Origin of the sequence: Collinsella sp. OM04-5, from assembly GCF_003439125.1 — a bacterium.
Taxonomy (GTDB): Bacteria; Actinomycetota; Coriobacteriia; order Coriobacteriales; family Coriobacteriaceae; genus Collinsella.
Genome location: NZ_QSUU01000001.1, coordinates 91916 through 116939, shown reverse-complemented (window position 1 = coordinate 116939; position 25024 = coordinate 91916). Strand labels below are relative to the sequence as shown.

Below are 25024 nucleotides of genomic sequence, written 5' to 3'. Positions count from 1 at the left end.
TGGCGCAAACGTTGACAGTTTGTTACGGAAGTCCGTTTGTAGCGAGCGTGTTTCCAATGTTTCCGCAGCGTTTCGGGGGTGCCGTTTTGTGCGGCTCCTGTTGCCTGGCGAGCACGCGCCCCCGGTTCACGCTAGAATGCACTCAACCTTTAAGCGGTTAATCCATCCATAAGATGCACGAAGGAGCTATCTATGAGCGAATCCCTGCGCACCGTGAACGTCGGTCTGATCGGTCTGGGAACCGTCGGCGGCGGCGTGGCCCGTCTGATCAAGAGCCACCACGATGAGTACCTGGCAGCCTACGGCATCGACCTTAAGCTGACCCGCGCCTGCGCGCTTGCTTGGGAGCAGGCCGAGGCGGCAGGCATTGAGCGCGAGGCCTTTACGAGTGACTGGCACGACGTCGTCACCGACCCCGCCGTCGACATCGTCGTCGAGCTCATCGGAGGCGAGCATCCCGCAACCGAGATCTTTACCACTGCCTTCGAGAATGGCAAGCATGTCGTCTCCGCCAACAAGGCTCTGCTGGGCCGCCATGTCGAGACGCTTGCCGAGAAGGCGCGTGAGTGCGGCGTGCAGATTAAGTGCGAGGCCAGCTGCGGTGGCGGCATCCCCATCGTCAGCACGCTCGAGCACGACCTGGTGGGCAACAAGATCCTGACCATCGCCGGCATTCTCAACGGTACCACCAACTACATCCTGTCGCGCATGGACGCCGAGGGCGCCGATTACGCCGACGTGCTTGCCGACGCGCAGGCCAAGGGCTATGCCGAGGCCGACCCGTCCGCCGACGTCGACGGCTTCGATGCCGCCAGCAAGACGGCCATCCTCGCCTCCATCGGCTTTGGCACCCGCGTTACCACCGATGATGTGTACCAGCAGGGTATCCGTACCATCGGCGCCGAGGACATCGCCCAGGCCCGCGAGCTCGGCTACACCATTAAGCTGCTCGGCATCGCCCGCAACACCGACGCCGGCGTCGACGTCCGCGTGCATCCCACGCTGATCCCCGCCGACCACATGCTTGCCAAGGTCAACGGTGCCATGAACGCTGTCTACGTGGTAGGCGACGCCGTGGGCGAGACCATGTTCTACGGCGCGGGCGCAGGCTCCTTCCCCACCGCGAGCGCCGTCGTGGGCGATATTCTGTCGCTCTCCGAGCAAATCAGCCGCGGCGTGGCCCCGCTGCCCGAGATTGAGCCCTATGGCCACAACCTCGCCTTTAAGCCCATGGACGAGCTCCAGACCAAGTACTATGTGCGCCTGAAGGTCGCCGACCGCGTGGGCGCCCTGTCCGAGACGGTCGACATCTTTGCCAAGCACAACATCTCGATCTCGCTCATCAACCAGGTCGAGGACGGCAAGTCGGGCGTCAGCGATGCCTGCTCGGTCATCTTCCTGACGCACCGCGCACTCGAGAAGGACGTCCAGGCTGCCGCCGCCGAACTTGCCAGCGTCGACTGCGTGGCCGAGGTCGCCAACGTCCTGCGCATCGAGGACGTCGAGGCTTGGACCGAAGACGTCATGGCGAACTAACCCAACGCTCGCCCAGCAATACGCGCCTTGAGGGCTCCCGTCCGATGTGGGACGGGAGCCCTTTTGTCTCCTGCCCTAAGCACGACGGCAGAGCACATTTGCGCGAGCCGCTCATCGGTAACACGGGCTACCGTTCACCGATATGCAAACGCGGCCGATTCCGGCTACCGCTACGCTGTGCTGCGAATGTCCGCCCGCGATGAGAGGAAGCACCATGTTGCTCGAGGGCAAGAAAGCAATCATCACCGGAGGCACGCGCGGTATCGGCTATGCCATCGCCTGCCGTTTTATCGAGGAAGGCGCTGCCGTCACCGTATTTGGCTCGCGCCAGGAGACTGCCGATGCTGCCGTTGAGAAGCTGGAAGCTGCCTATCCCGAGGCCAAGGTCTGGGGCCGCTCCTGCGACCTCACCTCACTCGAGGCCGTAACCGAAGCCTTCGCCGCGGCTGCCGACGATATGGGCGGCTTGGACACCGTCGTCAACAATGCCGGCATCTCCCAGCGCTCCCCCCTTTTGGACTACACGGCCGAGGAGTTTGCAAAGGTCATGGACCTCAACGTCGTCGCTGTCTTTAATGGCCACCAGGCTGCCGCCAAGATCATGACCGAGGCCGGCCACGGCGGCACCATCACCACCACGAGCTCGATGGTCGCCAAGTACGGCCAGCCCTCCGGTGTCGGCTACCCCACGTCCAAGTTTGCCGTCAACGGCATGGTCCAGTCGCTCTCGCGCGAGCTCGCCCCCATGGGCATTCGCGTCAACGCCGTCGCCCCCGGTGTGACCAAGACCGATATGGTCGCCAACCTGCCCGAAGAGGTCATCAAGCCCATCATCGCCACCATTCCGCTGGGCCGCATGGGCGAGCCCGAGGATGTCGCCAACGCCTTTGTCTTCCTGGCGAGCGACATGTCCGCCTACGTCACGGGCGCCATCCTCCCCGTCGACGGAGCCGCCCGCTCCTAAAGGTCGCAAGCCACAGCTTTAAACCTCAACCGAGCTCAACGCAAGAAGGTGCGCTGCCTGCATCAACCGCAGGCAGCGCACCTTCTTCTATTCGAAAAGGAAACTGCGTCCCATAATTCCGGCTCAGAATGGGATGCGCTTTCCCTAACGAGCCTCTCGCGGAAACTGCATCCCACTCTGAGCGCCCATTCCGGGACACAGTTTCCCAACGCTCCCCGTTTCGGAAACCACATCCCGTTCCGAGCCTTCAAAGCGGGACGCGGCTTCCCCGAGAAAGTATCGACTACTTACCGTCGTCCTCGTCGGCTTCTTCGCGCGCATAAAGCTCCAACATGCGGCGGCGGTACTCATGCACGGCGAGCTTGGCGCGCTCCAGGCGGCGGCGCTCACGCGGAGTCAGCTCGGACGGGTCGACCTCGTCTCCATAGGTCTTATCGGCAAGCAGGTGCGCCGCGTCCACGATGCGGGCATCGATGTGGCCGCTCGCTGCCTCGGCGGAAAGACGCTCGGCAATCGTATCGAGCGTAGGCAGGCCCTCGAATACGCGACCATGGCCATGCGAGGTCAGCAGCTCGTGCTCGCGCGCGAGCAAGCTCGCTAGGTCGTGGTGGGCGCGCAAGATGTCGAGCGCATCGGATGGATGCTCGGCAACCTCTGCCACGGCGGCGACCGGTGCGGCATCCACCACGCGGTAGAAGAGCTGCGCGAGCAATGGCATCAAGAACACCGTGATGGCACCGGCGGCAACCATGACCGACGCAATATCTTGCGACAGCGCGCCCGCGTTGACGGCAACGCTCGTAACGGCAACGATGATCGGCAGCGCCGTGGTGCAGTACAGGGCCACGGTAATGCGACCATACGCCGACACATCGCGCGTCGCAGGACAAATGCTCATGGAAATAAGAATGGGCACGGCACGAATAATCAACAACGCCACGATAAAGCCCGCGAGCAGACCCGGGCGCGACGCCACGGCCGTCAGGTCGATCTTTGCGCCCGATACGGTAAAGAACACCGGAATCAAAAAACCGTAGGCCAGACCGTCGAGCTTGGTCTCGAGCGTATGGTTGCCCTCGGGGATGATATAGCGCAGGACAAAGCCGGCGGCAAAAGAACCCAACACGATGTCGAGATCAAAGACAGCCGAGAATGCCACGAGCGTGACCAGGATGAGCACCGTCAGGCGCACGAAGGTCTGCGACGTGGTATCGGCGCGCTCCTCAACAAATGCAAAGAAGCGGCTGCCGACGCGCTTGGAGCGGCTCGGGACCACGGCCAGCAACACGCAAACCACCGCAAACAAGCCAAGGATAACGAGCGTTTGGATGCCAGTGCGGGCAGACAACAGCACCGACATGGCGAGCACGGGACCGAGCTCGCCCCAAGTGCCATACGCGAGAATCGAGTCGCCCACGCGCGTGCCGGTGAGCGAGCGCTCACGCATGATGGGCACAAGCGTACCGAGCGCCGTCGAAGTGAGGGCAAGCGTCACGGCGATACCGTCGAAATGACTGACTGAGAACCACGGGGTAAAGCGCACGGCAAGCCAGGCGATACCAAACGTGACGACCCACGTCGCCAAGCCGTAGCGCCCCTCGACGCCTGTGATGCTCTTGGGGTCGATCTCAAAGCCGGCAAGCAGGAACAAAAAGGCCAGGCCAAGCTCGGACACGAGCGAGACCTCGGCATCTACATGGATAATGCCGAGCATATGAGGTCCCAGCACCGCGCCGAACACGAGCAAAAAGACCGTCTCGGGAACGGGTTTTCCAGGAATCGCCGAGGCGATGAAGGGGCTTGCAAAGGCCACGAGCGCAATGATGGCGAGCGAAACGAATGCCATGTGATGCCTTTCTCTTGTTTGCGCTTCACTGTAGCACCCTCGCCGTCCTCAACGTGCCGTGAGCTGTCGTATCATAGTGAGGTTTACAAACATGTGGCTCAAGGCGACCGCAGGGCAGACCCCGCAAACCGACCGCTGCCGCATACCGTACCGTACGCCCAACCGATCAGGAAGGCAGGAACCAATGGTCTCTCGTATCTACGTGGAGAAGAAACCCGGGTTCGACGTCGAGGCTCAGCAGCTCAAGGGCGAGCTGACCGAGATTCTCGGCATCAAGGGCATCGAGGCCCTGAGGATCATCAACCGCTACGACGTCGAGGGCATCGACGAGGAGCTTTTCCGCTCCTGCGTGCCGACCGTCTTTAGCGAGCCCCAGGTCGATGTGACCTACGACGAGCTCCCCGCAAGCGATGGCGCCGTCTTTGCCGTCGAATTCCTGCCTGGCCAGTTTGACCAGCGTGCCGACTCCGCCAGCGAGTGCGTGCAACTCATCAGCCAGGGCGAGCGCCCCGCCGTGCGCTCCACCAAGGTCTATATGATCTCGGGCGCTCTGGACGAAGCCGCCATCGAGGCCATCAAGCACTACGTGGTGAACCCCGTCGAGGCGCGCATCGCCTCGCTCGACCTGCCCGAGACGCTACATGTGGAAACCCCCGAGCCCCAACCCGTCGAGGTGCTCGACGGCTTCCGCGAGCTTGACGAGGCAGGCCTTGCCGCCTTTATTTCCGAGCGCGGTCTTGCCATGGACGAGGCGGACATCGCTTTCTGTCAGCAGTACTTCCGCGATGAGGATCGCGACCCCACCATCACCGAGATCCGCGTGATCGACACGTACTGGTCCGACCACTGCCGCCACACCACCTTCGGCACCGTCCTGGACGACGTGACGATCGACGACGCCGTGGTGCAGCAGGCCTTCGACCGCTACATGGAGATGCGCCACGAACTCGGTCGCGACGCCAAGCCCGTCTGCCTCATGGACATGGGCACCATCGGCGCCAAGTACCTTAAGAAGACCGGCGTCATGACCGATGTCGACGAGTCCGAGGAGATCAACGCCTGCACCGTCAAGGTGAAGGTCGATGTCGACGGCGAGGACCGGGACTGGCTGTTCCTCTTTAAGAACGAGACCCACAACCACCCGACCGAGATCGAGCCCTTCGGCGGTGCCGCCACCTGCGTGGGCGGTGCCATCCGCGACCCGCTGTCGGGCCGCAGCTACGTGTACCAGGCCATGCGTGTCACCGGCGCCGGCGACCCCACCGTCCCCGTGTCCGAGACGCTCGAGGGCAAGCTGCCGCAGCGCAAGCTCGTAACCACCGCTGCCGCCGGCTACTCCAGCTACGGCAACCAGATCGGCCTTGCCACCGGCCAGGTCAACGAGCTCTATCACCCCGGCTACGTTGCCAAGCGCATGGAGGTCGGCGCCGTCGTGGGCGCTACCCCGGCAAACCACGTGCGTCGCGAGTGCCCCGCCCCCACTGACAAGATCATCCTGCTGGGCGGCCGCACCGGCCGTGACGGCATCGGCGGCGCCACCGGCTCCTCCAAGACCCAGAACACCGAGTCCATCGAGACCTCGGGCGCCGAGGTCCAGAAGGGCAACGCCCCGGTCGAGCGCAAGCTGCAGCGTCTGTTCCGCCGCGGCGACGCCTGCCGCCTGATCAAGCGCTGCAACGACTTTGGCGCCGGCGGCGTCTCGGTCGCCGTGGGCGAGCTTGCCGACGGCCTGTATGTCGACCTGGACACCGTGACCAAGAAGTACGACGGCCTGGACGGCACCGAGCTCGCCATTTCCGAGTCCCAGGAGCGCATGGCCTGCGCCGTCGCCGACGGTGACGTCGAGGAGTTCATGGGCTACGCCGCCGAGGAGAACCTCGAGGCGACCGTTATCGCCGAGGTTACCGCCGAGCCGCGCATGCGCATGGCCTGGAACGGTGTCGCCATCGTCGATCTGTCCCGCGAGTTCCTCAACTCCAACGGCGCGCCCAAGCACCAGGTCGCCCACGTCTGTGCCCGCAGCGTGTGGCAGCCCAGCTGGGCCGGCACCACGCTTGCCGAGCGCATGACCTCGCTTGTCACTGACCTCAACGTCGCCTCCAACAAGGGCCTGTCCGAGCGCTTCGACTCCACCATCGGTGCCGCAACCGTGCTCATGCCCTTTGGCGGCAAGACGCAGCTCACCCCGAGCTCGGCCATGGTTGCCAAGTTCCCCGTGGACGGCGAGACCACCACGGCGAGCGCTATGGCATGGGGCTTCAACCCCTACCTGATGGAGGCCGACCAGTTTGCGGGCGCCTACCTGTCCGTGGTTGAGTCCATCGCCAAGCTCGTGGCTGCCGGCTTTGAGCACAAGCGTGCCTATCTCTCCTTCCAGGAGTACTTCGAGCGTCTGCGCACCGAGGCCGAGCGCTGGGGCAAGCCCATGGCAGCCGTCCTGGGCGCCCTTATGGCCCAGGTCGATCTGGGTGCCGGTGCCATCGGCGGCAAGGACTCTATGAGCGGCTCGTTTGAGGACGAGGCCGGTGAGCTCAACGTTCCGCCGACCCTGATCAGCTTCGCTGTGGCCGTGGGCAAGGCCGCCCGTGCCGTCTCGCCCGAGTTCAAGGGTCTGACGCATCGCGTCGTGCGCATCGCCCCCGCCACCTATGGTGAGGACTACCGCCCCGACGCTCAGCAGCTGCTCGCCGCGTTTGACGCCGTCGAGGCGCTCACCGCCAACGGCGACGCCCTGGCCGTCTCCACGCCCGGCTACGGCTGCGGCGTCGAGAGCCTCTTTAAGATGTGCGTCGGCAACCAGATCGGCATCGAGCTTGCCGAGGACGTGGACGTGGAGAGCCTCTTCACCCCGCTCTACGGCAGCTTTATCGTCGAGCTCGCCGAGGACGCCGAGCTGCCCGAGGTCGCCGACGGCGTTGTCGTCGAGCCCCTGGGTACCACCGTCGAGGGCTATGTCATCGACACCGGCTCCGAAGTCATCGAGCTCGCTGAGCTCCAGGAGGCCTGGGAGAGCGGCATCGAGGGCGTCTTCGCCTACCGCAGCACCGGCGAGACCGCCGAGGTCGAGACCATCGACTTCCGCGCCAAGGATATCCACGTGTACGGCGGCGCCAAGATCGCCCGCCCGCGCGTAATCATCCCCGTGTTCCCCGGCAACAACTGCGAGTACGACAGCGCCCGCGCCTTCCGTGCCGCCGGTGCCGAGGCCGACACCTTCGTGATCAACAACCTCACGCCCGAGGCCGTCGCCGAGAGCACCCACGAGCTCGCCCGCCGCATCCGTGCAAGCCAGATCGTCATGATCCCCGGTGGCTTCTCGGGCGGTGACGAGCCCGATGGCTCCGCCAAGTTCATCACGGCGTTCTTCCGCGCTCCCGAGGTCACCGAGGCAGTCCGCGACCTGCTCAAGGCCCGCGACGGCCTGATGCTGGGCATCTGCAACGGCTTCCAGGCTCTGGTCAAGCTCGGCCTGGTGCCCTACGGCGACATCGTCGACGCCACGCCCGATGCGCCCACGCTGACGTTCAACACCATCGGTCGCCATCAGAGCCGCCTGGTGCGCACCCGCATCTCGTCCAACCTGTCCCCGTGGCTGTCGCAGTGCAGCCTCGACGACCCCTACACCGTCGCCATCAGCCACGGCGAGGGCCGCTTTGTCGCCAACGACGAGGTGCTCGCCCAGCTGATCGCCAACGGCCAGGTCGCCACGCAGTACGTGGGCGAGGACGGCAAGCCGAGCATGGACCTTTCCATCAACCCCAACGGCTCCGCACTTGCCATCGAGGGCATCACGAGCCCCGACGGCCGCGTCCTGGGCAAGATGGGCCATGCCGAGCGTCGCGGCGACAACCTGTACCGCAACGTGCCCGAGCATGTCCCCGGCGACAAGTTCATGCCGATCTTTGAGAGCGGCGTAGCCTACTTCGCTTAAAGCTTTCCCATCGGGTACAATCCCCTCGGGTAACAACACCCGCCACCGGCACACCCGGTGGCGGGTTCTTTTTTGCTTCGCGCATACAGGAAGGACACCATGGAAAGCCGCAAGCCGTATCTCGCCACCCTGCCCGGACTCATCCTGGGCTGCCTTGTTTGTTGCGCGCTCTGGGGGTCGGCCTTTCCCTGCATCAAGATCGGCTACGCACTCTTTGGTATCCCGGCGCACGATAGCGCCTCGCAGCTGCTCTTTGCGGGCTTGCGCTTCACGCTTGCCGGCGCCCTGGTTATCGTTGGGATGAGTGCGGCCCAACGCCGCCCCCTCATTCCGCAGGCTCGCGACATCAAGCCCATCTTTGTCTTGTCGCTCTTCCAGACTATCGGGCAGTACTTCTTTTTCTATCTGGGCCTCTCGCGCGCCAGCGCCATGTCGAGCTCCATCATCGAGGCCAGCGCCAACTTCCTCGCAATCCTCTTTGCCGCCCTGGCATTTCACACCGAGAAGCTCAATACGGCCAAGGTGCTTGGCTGTGCGCTGGGCTTTGCCGGCGTCGCGCTCGTCAACCTCTCGGGCGCAGATGGCACCTTTGGCTTCAGGCTCGATGGCGAGGGCTTTATCCTAGCCTCCACTGTCGCGGGTGCTCTTTCGACCTGCCTGATCGGCATCTTCTCGCGCAAGCACGACGGCGTCTTGCTTGCCGGGTGGCAGTTCTTGGTCGGCGGCCTGGTCCTCACCGCCATCGGCTTTTTGATGGGTGGCGCGCTCTCCCCCACGGCGATTGTCCCCGCCATCGTGCTCATCATCTACATGGCGCTTATCTCCGCGGTCGCCTACTCGCTGTGGTCGCGCCTGCTTGCCGTCAACCCCGTCAGCCGCGTCTCGGTCTTTGGGTTTATGAACCCGGTCTTTGGCGTACTGCTGAGCGCACTGCTGCTTGGCGAGGGCGCCGGCACGAGCCCCGTTACCGTCATCGTTGCCCTGCTCTTGGTCTGCAGCGGCATCATCATCGTCAACAAACCCAAAAAAGCCTAGCGAACTGCCCTTATTTAGCAGAGAGATTCACATACTTTAGTTTAATGGAGTACATCGGTGAGCTGAAGGCCACCACGCACGCAAGCGTGCGCCCCTTTTTCTAGCGTATCTGGACGCCGGCTTTCTTTTTCTCGGCCTTGACGCGGTAGAGCTCCGCATCGGCAGCGCGAAGCAAGTCTTGCCAGGTATCGACACCGTCACCGACCCGTGCGTAGCCGATGGACATCCGCAACAGATACGGCACGTCGGCACGTGCGAGCTCATCGTTGATTGCCGCACACAGGCTTATGATGTCCTGCTCCGCCGTCGCCTTTTGGAGCACCACGAACTCATCGCCGCCATAACGTGCGATAAAGCCGCCAGACGCCGAGCAGGCTTCTTTGAGCGCAGCGGATATGACCTGAAGAGCGTGGTCGCCCTCCACATGCCCATAGCGATCGTTAATCTGCTTAAAGCCGTCGGCGTCCATCATAAGCAGATATACATCTTCGGCCTGATCCACATTTGAGAAGAGCGACAGCATATAGGTCTCAAAACGGTTGCGATTGTTAAGTCCAGTCAACGGGTCGGTCGAGATGAGCTGCTCCTGGTAGATGATGTAAAGCAGCAACATGCTAATCATTATGCCGACACAAAGGCCGGGCACCGAGTATACGACCTGAAAGGTACCGCCCACCAGGGCCGGAATGGCGAAAAATGCCAAGGTTCGATAGATGGCCTTCGTCTGCAGGCTCTCGACCCTGCGAGATTGCACAAACGCATGCAGGGACGTATGTATAACGTAACAGTAGCTGACGATGGGCTGGATCATATAGGCAAAGCCGCGACGATACACGCCCTGCGAATCGATATAGAACAGGGCGTGCGTCCAGTAACTGGTAAACGCCAGCACGACCACCAGAGCCGTAGGCAACGCTACAAGCACCACCCTATAGCGCGAGGTCAAAAGACGAGAACCCTGCACCGTCTCGGAATAGATAAACCAAATGAGACACGCGATAGCAAAGAGCGAAAACGAAACCGCGTTGGAAATCCAGTTGGCAGCAATGCCCAACGTGCCGTCCACACCGTCCGAAAGCGTCCAGATCATATCGAATAATATGTACGCGGCAGAGGTGTAGCCAAGCATGCTAAACAATAGCTGCTGGGTGCTCGAGAACAAGGAGCGACGACTTCGCACGGCAAGCCCGATAAGAACAATCATGCATAGCACGAATATCTCAATCTTGAGTGCCTTAACCACTAGCGCCATCCCTTCAATACCCAAGTGGTCAGAATCGCCCAATTCGAATCAGGGCAATAAACACCCCTTTACTCCGCAGGGGTAAAGGGGATAATAGCAGAGCGCCCGAACATCACTGCAAAACAGTTTCTGTTCGGGCGCCCATACGGCGCGAATTGCACACGCCGGCATCATTGATGGGTATCGATTGCTACTCGCCATCGATGTCAGTCGCGACGGCCTCCTCGATGGCCTCGACACCGACAGGCGACAGATCCTCCTTGCCTTGGCAGAACTTCTTGTCGACCCAGCCAGTCAGAATCGGAGCCATGATCGCCGTGATGATAACGGCGGTGGCGATCTGAGCGTACGCGGTGGGCGCAAGCTCGGCGTAACGCGGTGCGACCTCGGCGAGGGCAACCGGTGTGGTCATAGCCGTGCCGGCAATGGTGGAGCAAGCCACAGCGGCCTTGCCATTGCCGCCGCACAGATGCTCGAACGCAAAGGTGATGGGACCGACGACAAACAGCGTGACAAGGCCCAGCAAGATGCCGGAAATACCGCCGGTGATAAAGCTCGACAGGCTCATGGACGCACCGAGCTGAAATCCGATGACGGCAATCGCGGGATTGGCACCGGGAACCAGCAGGTTCTTGATAAACGGGAACAGGTTGCCCAGAACCATGCCAATAACGAGTGGCAAGATGGAGCCGATAATGGTGCCAATGGGAATGTTGGCGAGGCCGGAAACACCGAGGATGATCATCGTGACGGCGGGGCCAGCCGTAAAGAACAGGATACCGACGGCGCCCTGCTCGGACTCATCGCCGAACTCGCCCATGATGCCCGTATAGAGCGCCATGTTGCAAAACGTGATGCCGCCGATGATAGACACGGAGCTCAGACCCAGGAAGTTGTCGTTAAAGAAATATGCCACGCCCAGGCCGAGAGCCGCTGCGACGACCAGCTTGGGGATCAGCACGACGATACCGGTCTTGATGGCACCCGGCGTGGACTTAAAGCTGATGCCGGCGCCCACAAACAGCAGGATCGCGGCGACGATGGTATTGGAGCCACCGCGGCAGGCAGCCGTAAAGAAGCCGCCGATCTCAAAAACCTGCGGGCAGAAGGTGTTGAGCAAAAGACCGACGATCATCGGATAGATCATGATGTCGCCCGGGATGCGCGGGACCTTGAATTTCTTTTGCTCGTTGGCGGTCGCTTCCTGTGCCATGAAACCCCCATTTCCGCTGACGGGGTACAAAAGCCCACGTCACGCTTTGCTACAGTAAAGTTTGACCATGGTACCAGAAGAAATAGACCAGCTCGGTGAAAAATTGGATTCGTTGGCCGGGATGCTAAACGTGTCCCGCTCTTATACGAGGCTCAAAACGATATAGAGCACGATGCCCGAAACGCAGCACCACAACATCGACTTTGTCCTGATTGCCACCACCACGACGCCGGCAGCCGCAATCCAGGGAACCAAGGCAGGCCAGAGTCCCGCGTCGAACGCCCCGGGGCTCACCAAGTCGTTGGCGACCAGCGCGGCAAAGGCAGCGGGCGGGATATAACCCAGGGCCTCGGTAATGCGGGGCGACAGCGTTCTCCCGCGCAAGGCAAACGCCGGCGCGATGCGAAAGAACGCGATAGCAGCCCACGACGACAGCCACAGAACCAAGAACTCGTTAACGGGCATCGCGGACACCTCTTCCGTCTAATACAGCATCGCACGCCAGCGCAATGGCAATGCCGACCACGACGCTTGCCGGCACGGCAATATTCGTGAGGCCCAAGAACTTGCATACGGCGACGGACACCGCGCCCGAAACCGCCGCGACAACGTTGCCGCGCGACAGCCGCTGCGAAAAGAGTAGACAGATAAAGAGCGACGTGCAGACGAAACTCGCAATAGCGGTGGGAACATCGACAACGGCACCGACGATGGCACCCATCGTGCACGAAGCGCCCCATGTCGCGATGAGGATCACGTTGAGCACGAAGGATTCGCGCGGGCCCCAATCCTCCCCCTCAACCAGCTTGGCAAGCGAGATGCCGTATGCCTCCTCGGTGAGCGTCGCGGCAACAGCCAGCGTCTGACGCTTCGAGGCGCCCGCCAGATGGGGTGCGATCGATGCCGAGTAAAGAGCGAAGCGCGAGGAGATGGCGGCGACGCTCGCGATAATCGAAGGTGCCGGTACGCCCGCCAGCCAAAGATTGCAGATCATAAACTGGCCGCTGCCCGTCACAAACGTGCTGCTCAGAGCAAAGACCATCCAGGGCTCCATTCCCGTCTGCCCCATGATCATTCCGCACGGCGCGCCTATTGCAACATAGGTAAGCATCACTGGCCAGACGATTTTAAAGATCCTAAGGACCATGCCACTCCCATTCTGGTAAGTCGTCTGCAGCGCGCCTTGCAACGCAGCAGAAATATCAACCGGTGGCAATAAAGTTCACCTACAATTGCCACCGGATCGAAAGACACAACTTTTTAGGAAGTCATTATGACAGCTATCGATCGAGACCGGGCGCGCGCGGCCTTCAAAAGCTACACCGATGCCTACGACGCCACCAACCCACGCATCGCGCTCAAAATCGAGCATACGTACCACGTGGCCGAGGCATGCGATGCCGTAGCGCGCGAGCAGGGCTGGTCGTCAGAAGATATTGACCTGGCATGGCTTTGCGGCCTGCTGCACGATATGGGCCGCTTTGAGCAGCTGCGACGCTGGGACACCTTTAAGGACGCCGAGAGCATGAGCCATGCAGTGCTGGGCATCGAGGTCCTCTTTGGCGAGAATCCCGCCGATGCACCCGCCGTAATGAGCATCCGCGACTTTATCGATGACCCGGCAGAAGATGAGCTCATCCGAGCGAGCATCGCCTATCACAGCGATTTCCGTCTACCCGCACAGCTCGACGAGCGCACGCGGAGCTTCTGCGACATCGTGCGCGATGGCGACAAGATCGACATTATGCGCACCATCGCCGACAGCACCGTCGACACCGTCCTCAAGGTGGATGAGGACACGTTTCTCGCCAGCCACTTCTCGACACCGGCGCTTACCGCCTTTGACGAGCACCGCTGCGTCGCGCGCGATGAGCGCGATGAGCCCGCCGACTTCTTGGTGGGGCTTATCTGCTTTATGTTTGAGCTCGTCTATCCGGCAAGCCGCGCGCTGGCGCGCGAGCAAGGCGATATCTACCGCCTGCTCGACGCGCCCTTTGGCATTACGCGGCCCTTTACCGACCCCGCCACGCAGGCAACCTGGAGCCGCCTAAAGGACGAGATGCGCGACTGGCTGGCGCGTGCCTAGCGCTCAAACTGGGCCAGCAGCTCCTCGACGACCTCGACGGCATCACCGACAACCTTGTACTGGGCAGCACCAAAGATGGGGGCATCCGGGTCCTCGTTGATGGCGATAATGCACTCCGCCCCACCGATGCCGGCAAGATGCTGGATGGCGCCCGAAACACCGATACTCACGAGAAGCTTGGGCGAGACCGATACACCCGTCTGGCCAATTTGGTGGCGATACTCCAACCAGCCTGCCTCCACAATGGGACGCGTGCAACCAAGCTCGGCACCCAGGGCATCGGCGAGCTTTCGCATCAGGGGCAGATTCTTCTTGGAGCCGATGCCGCGGCCCACCACGACCAGACGCTCGGCATCGGCAATTGAGGCCTGCTGTCCCCACTCCTCGGCGGGAATCGAGATCTCGACGCGGGCCTTAACGTCATCCGCAAGCACTACCTGGGTAATCGTGCCGGAGCGGCTATAGTCAAACTCGGGCGCCTTAAAGATGCCGGGGCGCACCGTTGCCATCTGAGGACGGTGGTTGGGGCAGATAATGGTGGCCATCAGGTTGCCGCCAAACGCCGGGCGCGTCTGCTGCAGCAGACCCGTCTCCGTATCCATAGAAAGCACCGTGCAATCGGCCGTAAGACCCGTCTGCAAGCGCACGGCCACACCGGGCGCCAGCTCGCGACCAAAGGCGGTCGCGCCGTACAGAATGGCCTCGGGCTTGCGCTCGGCTACCAAATCGCAGATCAAGCGAGCGTAGACCTCCGCGTCGTTCTGACGCAGGCGCTCGTCACGACAGACCAGAACTTCGTCCGCACCGGCGCAAATCAGATGCTCCAGGTCCCCGAGTGAGCCCTCGGGGCTCATGCCGACCAGTGCCACCAGACGGCAGCCGCGGGCATCGGCAAGCTCGCGCCCCTTGCCCATGAGCTCGAAGGCCACGGATGCAACGGCATCGTGCTCGTCAGTCTGCACGAAGATCCAGATGTCTCGATATGCGTCAAGGTCTGCCGCGCCGGCGGCCTCGTCGCGCTCAATCGAGATGGCGTTGACGGGGCAGGCGTCGACGCACCCACCGCACAGGATACAGCCGTCGGTTACGCGGGCACAGCGATTGGGGCGCTCACCCTCCACCACAATGCCGCCCGAGGCGCAGGCGCGAACGCAGCGACCGCAGCCGATACAGGCTTCGCTATCGATAATCAGCCCGCTCATCTATGCCATCCCCTCAATAATCTTGGCAAGTTTTACCGCCTGCTCGGACGCCGTTCCCTCAACGGCCTCGCACGTTTGGTCACGGTCGGGCACAAACGAGCGCACGACCTGCGTCGGTGATCCGGCAAGGCCGCAACGCGAGGGATCGGCGTTTACGTCGGCAGCGCTGGCCACACGCACGTCTGCATCCTCGGCCGCGCGAATACCGGCAATACTCGGCATGCGCAGCTGGCCAATCTCCTTGGCGGTCGTCATCGCACACGGCATCTCCAGGTACACCGTCTCCTCGCCGGCATCGCAGCCGTGAACGAGCGCCAGCGAGCCACACGTCGTAAATCCCGCGCTCTGCACACAGCTCACGTCGGTCACGCAGGGGACCCCAAAGGCGCCGGCCAGCTCGGGGCCGATCTGGGCCGTATCGCCGTCCACTGCCATCTTGCCGCAGATGAGCAGGTCAAAGTCCTCATCGAGTGCCTCGATGCCGCATTTGAGGGCATAGGTGGTGGCTAGGGTATCGGCGCCCGCAAAGGCGCGATCGGTCAGCAGCAGCGCGTCGTCGGCACCGCGGGCGATGCAGTCGCGCAGCAGCGATTCGGTCGCGGGGATGCCCATCGACACCACCGTCACACGCACGTCCATGCCAAAGCCGATAAAGTCGTCCTTCAGCGCTAGCGCACATTCGAGAGCACTTGCATCGAAGGGATTAACGACCGCCTGCTTGCCATCACGCACGATAGTATTGGTCTTGGGGTCCATCTTGACCTCGGTGCTTCCGGGCACCGCCTTGACGCACACCACCATATGAAAATCACTCATCTTCACGCGCCCCCTTTCTGGACGAGCTCATCCAAGAGCTTCTCCGTAAACAGGTTGCCGCGACCCAGCTGGCCGGCAGGATCGAGCTGGAGTTTGAGATGCGCCGACTCGACCATGGCCTCGTGGCCGTACATCGTCTCCAAGAAGCCCGCCTTGATCTTGCCGACGCCGTGCTCGGCAGAAACGGCACCGCCCATAGCCGTTACCTCCGCAGCCCACTGGGCAAACAGCTCGCCACCGCGACGGTAGTCCTGCGCGTCGCGCGGCAGGATGTTCACATGCAGATGGTTGTTACCGATGTGCCCCCAGGCAGCAGATTCAAGCCCACTTTCGGCTAACGTGCGGCGATAAAGGCCGATGACATCGCCCAAGCGTGCGTTGGGCACCGACATGTCCGAGCCCAGCTTGGTGATGGTGGGATCCATGCGGCGGCGCTCATCGATAAGCATGTTGACGCTCTCGGGCACCGCGTGGCGGAAGAACCGCTGGCACTCGCGATCGACCTCGGTGCGCGCGACCCATGTCGCATCGTCGCTGCCGCCCGCAAGCTCTAGTACCCACCCCAAGTGATACAGCTCCTCAGTCGCCTGAACTTCGTCGTCGCAGTCGAGCTCCACGTAGACACAGACCTTGGCCTCTTTGTCGAGCGCCGGCAGCGAGGCGAACGCGGTCGACTGCTCACGCTGACGACGCAGGATATCCAGGGCGCCCGCATCGAAATATTCGATGGCAGCCGCGTGGGGCAGGACGGGACGCACAGAATCGGTGAAGGACACGGCCTTGTCTTCGCTGTCAAAGAAACAGCTCACGCCCCAAACGACCGCAGGCGCCGCCTGCAGGGCAATCTCGAGCTCGGTTATGACGCCGATTGTGCCACACGCGCCGATAAACAGATCGATGGCATCCATATCTTCAGCAACGAAATAGCCCGAAGCATTTTTGGTCTTGGGCATGGTGTAGTCGGGAAGATCGAGCTCGAGTGCACGGCCTGCTGCCGTCACGAGCGACAGGTGGCGGCCCTGGGCAAAAGCCTCGCCGCGCTGGAGCTCAAGCAAATCGCCATCAGCCAGCGCGACGTGGAGTCCCGTGATATGTGGGCGCATGGGGCCGTAGGCGTAGCTGCGGGCACCGGAGGCGTTACATGCCGCCATGCCGCCCAGACAGGCAGACGCCTCAGTGGGATCGGTGGGAAAGAACTGCTCGGGGGCCTCTTGAAACTCATCGTAGGCCTTAAGCGATGCCTGGTCCCAACCAGCGGTCGGCAGCATCTTCTTGCTCAGCTGCTTGCGCAGCTCCGAGAGCACAACGCCCGGCTCCACGCGCAGCAAAAATTGGCCTTGTTCATCGCGGCGAAGGCCCAAGTAGCGATTCATACGGGAAGTATTGAGGATATGCCCGCCGTGGGGCACGGCACCGGCGGCAAGGCCGGTTCGGGCGCCCTGAACCGTTACCGGGACACGCTCGGCATGGAGCTTTTCCAAAATGGCACGGACCTCGTTTTCCGTTGTCGGAAACGAGATGCTCGATGCTTCGCCCGATGCGCGAGATTCATCGCGGCCATACTCTTCGAACTCGTCGGTGAAGGGTTTGATGGTTGCAGACACGCGAACTCCCCCTTTAGCTAACTACAGTGTTTGCAGGGAGATGTTACCGCATCGTTTCGTCGACGTGTTCGAGACCGTCTCCATAATTGGCGATTTTTACGTTCGTGCAATTCGGCGAGCGGCTGGATTTCCTCGGCAGACGATGCTTTTGACACATATCGCCCCGCCGTCGCCGACCGCTCGATTGTCGCTCGAAAAAAGTTGAAGTAATTTTTTCCACCTTTTACCTGCGGAGATGTCAATCCGTCAAGCATTTGGTCAGAAATTGGTCAAGTAGCGGCTGATACGGTCGGCGTCGACAGCCAAAACCGATAGAAGTTTTGGCCCCAGAAGCAGGGAGGTTCCCATGGCATATTACTGGCCCCAGTACGGCGTCGCCATCGAGGTCGACGACGATCCCTATCTCCTGCCTTTCGACGAAGAGGCGTTCCCCGATACGGCGGTCTACCACGTCACCACCGATGTTATCTGCGACCCCGAGTCGTTCTCGGCGCTCGCCCACCACATCGCGCGTATCCACGACATCGAGCTCCCTCACGACTTTGACGAGCTCATCTACTCGCGCCGCCTGATGCTTCACATGCTCTTTGGAGCGGACCCGTCCACGTTCGCACGTGTCTACACCACCAAGGACGCCGCATGAGTGCGAAGAAGCCGCCCCGCCTCGCAGGACTGGGGCGTCGCAAGAAACTCGTCGTTGTCTGCCTGGCTATCGTCTGCGCCCTCATCGCCGTAGGGCTATACGCCTGGCAGTCGCAGCCCGTGCCCGAAGCGGGCGCCTCAGTCACGACGGCAGAGGGCAAATCGCGACAAGAAATCCAAGATGAGCTCGATGCCATCGTCCGCGACAACATGATGACGATTTCGGTCGCGCCGGTCGCTCAGCTACAGGAGGACGGCAAGCTGCGCGTCAACGTGCAAAACGTCCAAGACAATAAATTTCCCCAGCGATTCCGCGTCATCCAAAACGACGAGACCATGTACGAATCCGGTGTGGTCGAGACCGGCAAGACAATCGAGACGTGCCCCGCCGGCGACATCAAAGAAGGCGAGGCATACATCGAGATTCAGGCACTCGATGCCAAGACCCTCGACAGCCACGGCAATCCGACACGTGTCAAGGTACGGGTTGAGCAAACCGAGAACTAGCTTTTTCAGCCGACGCGGCACCGCGCGCAATTCATCAGCATTCGTCCAATCATCGCGGGGACGGCCCGCGGCGAATAGAAAGGAACGACCATGGACATCACCAGGAACATGAACGGAGCCAGAGCGCTCGTCGTGGGCGCAGGGCTCGCGCTCGCGCTCGCAATGGGCGCCGCCCCGACGCCAGCTATGGCAGCCGGGCGCGCTGGAACAACGAAAGTAATGGTCAGGACCGAGATCGACAACGTAGAGTTCAAAGTTCCGACGGTTATTCCCTTCGTCGCCAAGGCCGACGGCACGCTTCAGGGCCCCTCAGAAGACGCGACCACCATCGACAATCATTCGGCCTACGGCATCCATGTCACCAACATGAAGATCGACGCCATGAACACCTGGACCATTGCCGCCGACGCCAAGGCCGGAACCGCGCAGAATTCCATCGACTTTAAGGTCGGCCCCGACGGCGCACTCCAGAACGCCAGCGCCGCAATGCAGGAAACGGGCCTCGATCTTTCCAAGAATGCAGCCTTCGACATGGGCTACCAGGGCATTGCCGGCGGCACGGACAAAATTAAGCTCAAGACAAGCGGAAACGTCGCCCGCGTCACGCGCGACATCTTCCGCGTAACCGGCGAAGGCGATCAAGTTGCAACGATCACCTGGACGGTCGAGCCCGGTGCGCACACGGCATAAGGCCGTCGCCCTGGCCACCGCCGTCAGTATCCTAGCGTTTGGGCCAGCCATGGCCTTTGCCCAGCAAGAACAGGCGCAGGCCGCCACGCAGGTGACGGTCGACCTCTCGGAGCTCGACCGCGGCAACTGCAAGGAACCGTTGGCACAGACAGACGACAGACGATGGCTCTTGGCAGCAGGCGCCACGACAGCAGGCGCGGGAACCGCCGGCCTCGGTCTGCACATCAAACGCAGCCAGAAACGAAACACGGACAGGCCGCACTAAATTAGCTAAGGAGACCCCATGGCATCGAAGAACCTTTTGCCCCTCGTCGCACTCTGCGGCGCGCTCGCAACCGGAACGCCTGTCGCCGCTTGGGCGACTCCCGTCATGGCAGACTCCTTACCAGCAGCCCTAAGCTCCGCACCAAATCCGTCGAGCGCCATTGCGTGCAAGCGTTTTTCGTTCGCACAGGCCGCAATCTCAACCTCGGGATGCCTTCGTCGTAATACGGACGGCTCGATAGTCGTGGATATCAATCGTTCGAACAAGGCAAACGGCTCCCAGGCGGGGTGCGCCGTCTGCACGTGGCGCTCGATTGTGCTCGATGCAGATGGCGATCCGTGCGATTTGGGGTTGCGCATCGATATCGCTTCGGTCGATGACTCGGCGAACGGAGCGAAGGTCGCCTTCGACGGTGCGTTTTTCGAGAAAGGAGGCGGTATATGTCTGGGCTGCGCCGCCGCGAATGCAGACGATGTGCAGCCCACCCTCTCATTCACGGCATCGCTGCGGCTGACCAAGGCGGGCACCGATGCCATCGCGGCGGGAGAAGCATCCCTGCTGTTCTACGCCGCCAGCACCGAAGACACAGACATTCATTTCGAGAAGCCAGCCGGATCGCTCAGCCTTACGCGCGGGACGGAGGCAGGCCCTATTGCGATCGATACCCACACGCTAGGCAGGCAACGCATTCTTGCCGACCCGGCGCTTCTCGAGATGGAGTGGAACGGATCCGGAGCCGTCGGGATTGTCCCCTCCGCGCTTGACGCCAAGACGCTCCCCTCAAACGACGAACCCATCAACGCAACCATACAAGAAGAGAGCACGGACAAAGAAGCAGGTGCGGGCGACACGCCGTCGCCGACAAACAGCGTCCCAGCTTCTTTCGAAGCACCGAATGAGCCCGCTACCGGTCCAAACGATCCCGAGCTCGCGGACAGTCTGGGGCTTGCTGATCCTCAGGAGATCGATGAAGGTAACTGCTGCGTGCTTGCCGCCCTCGACCACACAGAGGTCATCGATGCTGCAAACATCGAAGTTGCCGCCGCCAATCAGCCCGTCCGCAAGTCGGCCATCATCGCATTTCCCGAATCCATCGAAGTCGTCTTTTTGCCATCGGGCGAGGTCGTGGCCCCAACACTGCTCACCTTGTTGGGCGCCAAGAATACTCGAAACGAAATTAAAAAGGTCACGGTTGTCGACCCTGCAACCACCGCTAAACTGCGTCTATACGCCGTTGCCCCAGACGGAGGCAAGACCTTGGAATTCGATGGCGACACACTTCTAGCCTGGCGACGTCTGGACATTATGCAAGACGTCTCGTATCAGATCGAACTCGAAGGGTTTGATCGTGCCCGCGATGCCAATATCATCGCCGCGGCTATTGAATCCCCGCAGCGGCTTATGACACTGCGCTTTGACTACTACCCCTATGTCCCGACAACCACCTGAGGCTTAAATGCTGCGCATCATTCCTAATACCACTTATATAACGTATTAGATGAGTCGCGATGTGCCTCGCATTTCGTTCTGCTACGATTGCCACGTTGGCATCAATACAGGAGGGCTCATGCCGGGCTTGGGAACAATCATCAACGTTGCGCTTTTAGTTGCGGGCGGTCTTTTGGGATTAGCGGGCGGCCGCTTCATTACACCGCGCATCCAAGACACGCTCATGAAAGCATCGGGGCTGTGCGTCCTGTTTATCGGCCTGGGCGGCACCATGCAAAAGATGCTCATCATCGATGGAAAGGCGCTAGCGACCACCGGTACCACCATGCTCATCGTCTCATTTGCGCTCGGTTCGCTCATCGGCGAGGCCATCAACTTGGAGGCCTCCATCGAGAACCTTGGCGAATGGCTCAAGCGCAAGACTGGCAGTGAGGGCGATAACGAGTTCACCAACGCTTTTGTCTCGACTTCACTCACCGTGTGCATCGGCGCCATGGCCATTGTGGGATCGATCCAGGACGGCCTGCTCGGCGACTGGTCAACGCTTGCCCTCAAGGGCGCACTGGACTGCATCATCGTCTGCACCATGACGGCCTCGCTTGGCCGCGGCTGCATCTTCTCCGCCCTGCCCGTCGCCGTGTTCCAGGGGACGATCACGTTGTTTGCCGGCGCGCTCTCCCCCATCATGACCACAGCAGCCCTCAACAGCCTTTCGCTCGTAGGCTCCATGCTCATCTTCTGCGTCGGCGTCAACCTCATCCGTCCTCAGACCTTCCGCACGGCCAATATGCTTCCCTCCGTCGTCATCGCCGTCATATACGCCCTCCTGTTCTAAATCTATCAACGCAGCGGTATCTCGAACATCTGTTTGATGCTGTGCTATGATATGAGGTCACCGTAGCTGCGTTCGAGAGGAGGAGCGGTGGCCGACCAGGACATCAAGATGCTCATCGAGCGCATTATGGCCGAGGCCCGGACCCATCAGTCCGCCCGCTTCTCAAACGAAACCTACGCAGACGAGCCGATTCTCAAAACCGGCCGACAGATGCAGAATTTCCTCCCCGACCAGTACCGTAAAATGCGCGAGATATCGCGCTGGCAGGATGACCCCAAGGGCGGTGCGGGCCGCTGGCTTTCGGAAGCCGAGCTTTTTTACCGCCAGGGCCTGCTGATGGCCGGCTTTGAGGACGACTGTCCCTACAACGGCACCTTTAAGTCGTACTTTCCCACCTACAACGCCATGAGCGACCGGCAACTGCGCGGCTACTTTACCTGGCGTGCCCAAGTGCGCCGCGGAACCGTCGAGGAAACGTCTACGTCCTTTGCCTTTCTGTATCTCTATGAGCTGATCTGCGGCATTGGCGTAGATAATCCACTCGATGGTTTTAACAAGATCAAGGCTTTTTGGGATGTCTATCGCGCCTTCGAGCCCGGCATCGACCGGTTTGCGCGCGTGTGGCTGCAAGATTACGCCGTGTTCCACGGGCTCGACCCCAAGCTGCTTCGCGACTCTAAAACCGTCATGTTCGATAACGCCCTTATCGAACTGCGGCGCGCGGCACGAGACCTTGTACCGGCACCGTCCGGCCAGACCCCTAAGCGTCGCAAAACCTCCGAGCCCACGCTCCCCCTTCCGCCCGATGAGGTGCGCGAGGAGCGACTCATGGCCGCCATCAACGCCCTCTCCACGTACAACCTAAGTAGCTCGCGGCTCGACCGCAGCCACCACCGCGATCTGCGCCACGTGGCGTGCGCCGTGTATGTCCGCATGGCGCGCTACTATGACACGCACCGAAAGACCGGCATCGTGGCAAGTTTATTTGGGGAGGAGACGGCAATGCCCTACACCATGTTTGCCTCGGCCGTATTCTTTGCGCCCGAGCGCCACGAGGACTGCGAATACCGTCTGGACCCCATCCATATCTACCGTTGCCAAAACGGTTTTTGGGAATGCATGCGGATTCACGGCAGCAGACAAAAGAGCAGCAAACTTGGCGAGATGATGCGCGCCTGCGACCAACGCCTGCGCCTGGCCCTGGACCCCGCCCATCCCCTGAAGGAAGAAAAGGTCCCCAAATATCTGGCCAAGATTATCGATGACGAGATTGTGGCATGGCTTTCGTGGGACGCCGCACACCAGCCCGTCAAGATCGATATCGATCTGAGCCAGCTGGGGCACATTCGGAGCGCTGCCGCACAAACGCGCGAAGCGCTTTTGATCGACGAGGAACGCGAGGACGGCGCGTCCGCAGAAGCCGAGGCAGCGGACTCAGGGCAACCGGAAGCCGAGCCCGTAGCCGACGCGACGGTCGAGGCGGTCGCGGCGGCCGCAGGGCAGGACGAGTCCGACGAGCCGACCATATCCACCGAACAGTTTGGTGTCGTGGCACCGCTTCTCGCGCCGACGCCCGCGTTCGCAGCTGCTACGCCCGCTGACGCCACAAACGAACTCGCGCCCGCCGCAGACGCCTATCTCCGCGCGCTGCTCGAGCACAACGCAGTACAGGCGGAATCGGCGGTAGTGCAATCGGAGCAGAGCGAGGACATGCTCGTCGATACCATCAACGAGGCGCTCTTTGACCTGGTGGGCGACACCGTAATTGAATTTAGCGCAGCAGGGCCGCAGATTATCGAGGACTACGAAGCAGACGTGAGAGGATACCTAGACCATGAGTGATACCGCATCCGCAGCACCTCGCGTGCCCAAGCGCGTCGCTGCCGTCATTCTCAACTCGCTCAAGGGCGGCGTGGTCCCGCGCATCGGCCTTCCTTACATCACCGTAGGGCGCGAGGTCGAGATCCGCGCCCTGCTCACCGATCTGAGTCTCATCGCCGACGGTGGCGCGAGCTTCCGCTTTCTGGTCGGTCGTTACGGCGCCGGCAAGAGCTTTTTGCTCCAGACTATCCGCACGCACGCCATGGGCGAGGGATTCGTCGTCGCTGATGCCGACCTGTCGCCCGAGCGCCGCCTGCAGGGCGGTCAGGGACAGGGCCTTGCCACCTACCGCGAGCTCATCCGCAATATATCGACCAAGACGCGCCCCGAGGGCGGTGCGCTCAACCTTATTCTGGATCGCTGGGTCGCCTCGTGTGCCGACGTCGACGAGTCGGTCGTCAATGCCCAACTGGCCCCGCTCGAGGAGATGGTCCACGGCTTCGACTTCACCCGCATGCTCCGCCGCTATCGCATGGCCGCATCCGGGGGCGACGAAGAGACCATGAGCCGCGTGACCAAATGGATTCGCGGCGAATACCGCACCAAGAGCGAGGCACGCGCCGAGCTGGGCTCCTCGACCATCATCAGCGATGACGACTGGTACGACTACGTTAAGCTCATTGCGCGCTTTTTGGTTTGCAGTGGCTACAAGGGCATGCTGGTGCTCATCGACGAGCTCGTGAATCTGTATAAGATTCCCAACGCCATCACGCGCCAATACAACTACGAGAAGATCCTGACTATGTACAACGACACGCTCCAGGGCAAGGCGCAGTACCTGGGCATGATCATGGGCGGCACGCCAACCTCCATCGAAGACCGCCGCCGCGGCGTGTTCTCCTACGAGGCCCTGCGCAGCCGACTCGCTCAGGGCCGCTTTGCGCGCGAAGACCTTAAGGACATGCTCGCGCCCATCATCCGCCTGCAGCCACTCACCTACGAGGAGCTACTGGTGCTCATCGAAAAACTCATGCAGATCCATGCCGGCTACTTTGGCTGGACGCCCACGCTTGCCGAAAACGACTTGGTGGACTTTCTCAAGATTGAGTTCGGCCGCGTGGGAACCGATACGCACTTGACGCCGCGTGAGGTTATCCGTGACTTTATCGAGCTGCTCGATATCCTGTGTCAGAACCCCGATGCAAATGTGGCCGAGCTGCTGCAAAGCGTCGGCGGCGACGCGCTGGCGCCGGCAGCCGCAACAGGCGACACCGGCACCGCAGGCGGCGACCGCAACTTCGCCGAGTTCACCATCTAACCTACCAAAAAGGGACAGGTT

21 protein-coding genes are annotated in these 25024 nt (G+C 61.6%); 13 read left to right on the top strand and 8 right to left on the bottom strand.

The window, feature by feature from the left end:
- Window positions 1-192 precede the first annotated feature (192 nt).
- Entirely contained in the window at window positions 193-1536 is a 1344-nt protein-coding gene (locus DXB53_RS00500; RefSeq protein WP_117582909.1) for a homoserine dehydrogenase, read from the top strand.
- A gap of 214 nt (window positions 1537-1750) precedes the next feature.
- Window positions 1751-2500, top strand: coding sequence for an SDR family NAD(P)-dependent oxidoreductase (locus DXB53_RS00495; RefSeq protein WP_117582908.1), 750 nt, complete (start codon window positions 1751-1753; stop codon window positions 2498-2500).
- Between the two features lie 283 nt (window positions 2501-2783).
- Here DXB53_RS00495 and DXB53_RS00490 read toward each other — a convergent pair whose 3' ends face one another.
- On the bottom strand, window positions 2784-4346 hold the full coding sequence (locus DXB53_RS00490; RefSeq protein ID WP_117582907.1) for a cation:proton antiporter: 1563 nt from the start codon (window positions 4344-4346) through the stop codon (window positions 2784-2786).
- A 184-nt stretch (window positions 4347-4530) separates the two neighbouring features.
- On the opposite strand from DXB53_RS00490, the gene DXB53_RS00485 reads away from it, so the two are divergent.
- A complete protein-coding gene (locus DXB53_RS00485) occupies window positions 4531-8277 on the top strand; it encodes a phosphoribosylformylglycinamidine synthase (protein ID WP_117582906.1) in 3747 nt (1248 codons plus the stop codon).
- A 99-nt stretch (window positions 8278-8376) separates the two neighbouring features.
- The gene (locus tag DXB53_RS00480) at window positions 8377-9312 is read left to right on the top strand and encodes a DMT family transporter (protein ID WP_117582905.1); all 936 of its coding nucleotides are present in this window, start codon (window positions 8377-8379) and stop codon (window positions 9310-9312) included.
- Between the two features lie 100 nt (window positions 9313-9412).
- Here DXB53_RS00480 and DXB53_RS00475 read toward each other — a convergent pair whose 3' ends face one another.
- The 4 genes from DXB53_RS00475 to DXB53_RS00460 form a co-directional block, all read right to left on the bottom strand.
- Entirely contained in the window at window positions 9413-10555 is a 1143-nt protein-coding gene (locus DXB53_RS00475) for a diguanylate cyclase (RefSeq protein ID WP_158556472.1), read from the bottom strand.
- Between the two features lie 190 nt (window positions 10556-10745).
- Window positions 10746-11768, bottom strand: coding sequence for a 2-keto-3-deoxygluconate permease (locus DXB53_RS00470; protein ID WP_117582903.1), 1023 nt, complete (start codon window positions 11766-11768; stop codon window positions 10746-10748).
- A 141-nt stretch (window positions 11769-11909) separates the two neighbouring features.
- Complete coding sequence (locus DXB53_RS00465) at window positions 11910-12233, bottom strand: AzlD domain-containing protein (protein ID WP_117582902.1); 324 nt, start codon at window positions 12231-12233, stop codon at window positions 11910-11912.
- Complete coding sequence (locus DXB53_RS00460; RefSeq protein WP_255413543.1) at window positions 12223-12879, bottom strand: AzlC family ABC transporter permease; 657 nt, start codon at window positions 12877-12879, stop codon at window positions 12223-12225. The genes DXB53_RS00465 and DXB53_RS00460 overlap by 11 nt, the downstream gene beginning before the upstream one ends.
- Before the next feature lie 162 nt (window positions 12880-13041).
- Between DXB53_RS00460 and DXB53_RS00455 the strand changes: the two genes are divergently transcribed.
- Window positions 13042-13854 (top strand): HD domain-containing protein, encoded by an 813-nt coding sequence (locus tag DXB53_RS00455; protein WP_117582900.1) that lies wholly within the window; start codon window positions 13042-13044, stop codon window positions 13852-13854.
- Here the strand turns inward: DXB53_RS00455 and DXB53_RS00450 are convergent.
- The 3 genes from DXB53_RS00450 to DXB53_RS00440 are packed head-to-tail and all read right to left on the bottom strand — an operon-like array spanning window position 13851 to window position 17476.
- Window positions 13851-15056: an electron transfer flavoprotein subunit alpha gene (locus DXB53_RS00450; RefSeq protein WP_117563499.1), complete on the bottom strand. Its 1206-nt coding sequence runs from the start codon at window positions 15054-15056 to the stop codon at window positions 13851-13853. The two genes, DXB53_RS00455 and DXB53_RS00450, sit on opposite strands and share 4 nt — an antisense overlap.
- Window positions 15057-15872 (bottom strand): electron transfer flavoprotein subunit beta/FixA family protein, encoded by an 816-nt coding sequence (locus tag DXB53_RS00445; RefSeq protein ID WP_117563500.1) that lies wholly within the window; start codon window positions 15870-15872, stop codon window positions 15057-15059.
- 2 nt (window positions 15873-15874) lie between these two features.
- Complete coding sequence (locus DXB53_RS00440; protein ID WP_117582899.1) at window positions 15875-17476, bottom strand: FAD-binding oxidoreductase; 1602 nt, start codon at window positions 17474-17476, stop codon at window positions 15875-15877.
- 346 nt (window positions 17477-17822) lie between these two features.
- Here DXB53_RS00440 and DXB53_RS00435 point away from each other — a divergent pair, with 346 nt between their 5' ends.
- From DXB53_RS00435 to DXB53_RS00400, 8 genes are all read left to right on the top strand, one after another.
- Window positions 17823-18119 (top strand): hypothetical protein, encoded by a 297-nt coding sequence (locus tag DXB53_RS00435; protein WP_089573322.1) that lies wholly within the window; start codon window positions 17823-17825, stop codon window positions 18117-18119.
- Entirely contained in the window at window positions 18116-18625 is a 510-nt protein-coding gene (locus DXB53_RS00430; RefSeq protein ID WP_117582898.1) for a hypothetical protein, read from the top strand. Before DXB53_RS00435 ends, DXB53_RS00430 begins: the two co-directional genes overlap by 4 nt.
- Before the next feature lie 90 nt (window positions 18626-18715).
- Window positions 18716-19315 (top strand): hypothetical protein, encoded by a 600-nt coding sequence (locus DXB53_RS00425; protein WP_147330884.1) that lies wholly within the window; start codon window positions 18716-18718, stop codon window positions 19313-19315.
- Entirely contained in the window at window positions 19299-19580 is a 282-nt protein-coding gene (locus DXB53_RS00420) for a hypothetical protein (protein WP_117563505.1), read from the top strand. The genes DXB53_RS00425 and DXB53_RS00420 overlap by 17 nt, the downstream gene beginning before the upstream one ends.
- 18 nt (window positions 19581-19598) lie before the next feature.
- Window positions 19599-21029 carry a hypothetical protein gene (locus DXB53_RS00415; RefSeq protein WP_117582896.1) on the top strand — a complete coding sequence of 477 codons (1431 nt, stop codon included), beginning with the start codon at window positions 19599-19601 and terminating at the stop codon, window positions 21027-21029.
- 49 nt (window positions 21030-21078) lie between these two features.
- Window positions 21079-21864 carry a DUF554 domain-containing protein gene (locus DXB53_RS00410; protein WP_233503765.1) on the top strand — a complete coding sequence of 262 codons (786 nt, stop codon included), beginning with the start codon at window positions 21079-21081 and terminating at the stop codon, window positions 21862-21864.
- A gap of 87 nt (window positions 21865-21951) precedes the next feature.
- Window positions 21952-23706, top strand: coding sequence for a TerB N-terminal domain-containing protein (locus DXB53_RS00405; RefSeq protein ID WP_233503764.1), 1755 nt, complete (start codon window positions 21952-21954; stop codon window positions 23704-23706).
- Complete coding sequence (locus DXB53_RS00400; protein ID WP_117582895.1) at window positions 23699-25003, top strand: ATP-binding protein; 1305 nt, start codon at window positions 23699-23701, stop codon at window positions 25001-25003. Before DXB53_RS00405 ends, DXB53_RS00400 begins: the two co-directional genes overlap by 8 nt.
- The last annotated feature ends 21 nt before the right edge of the window (window positions 25004-25024 follow it).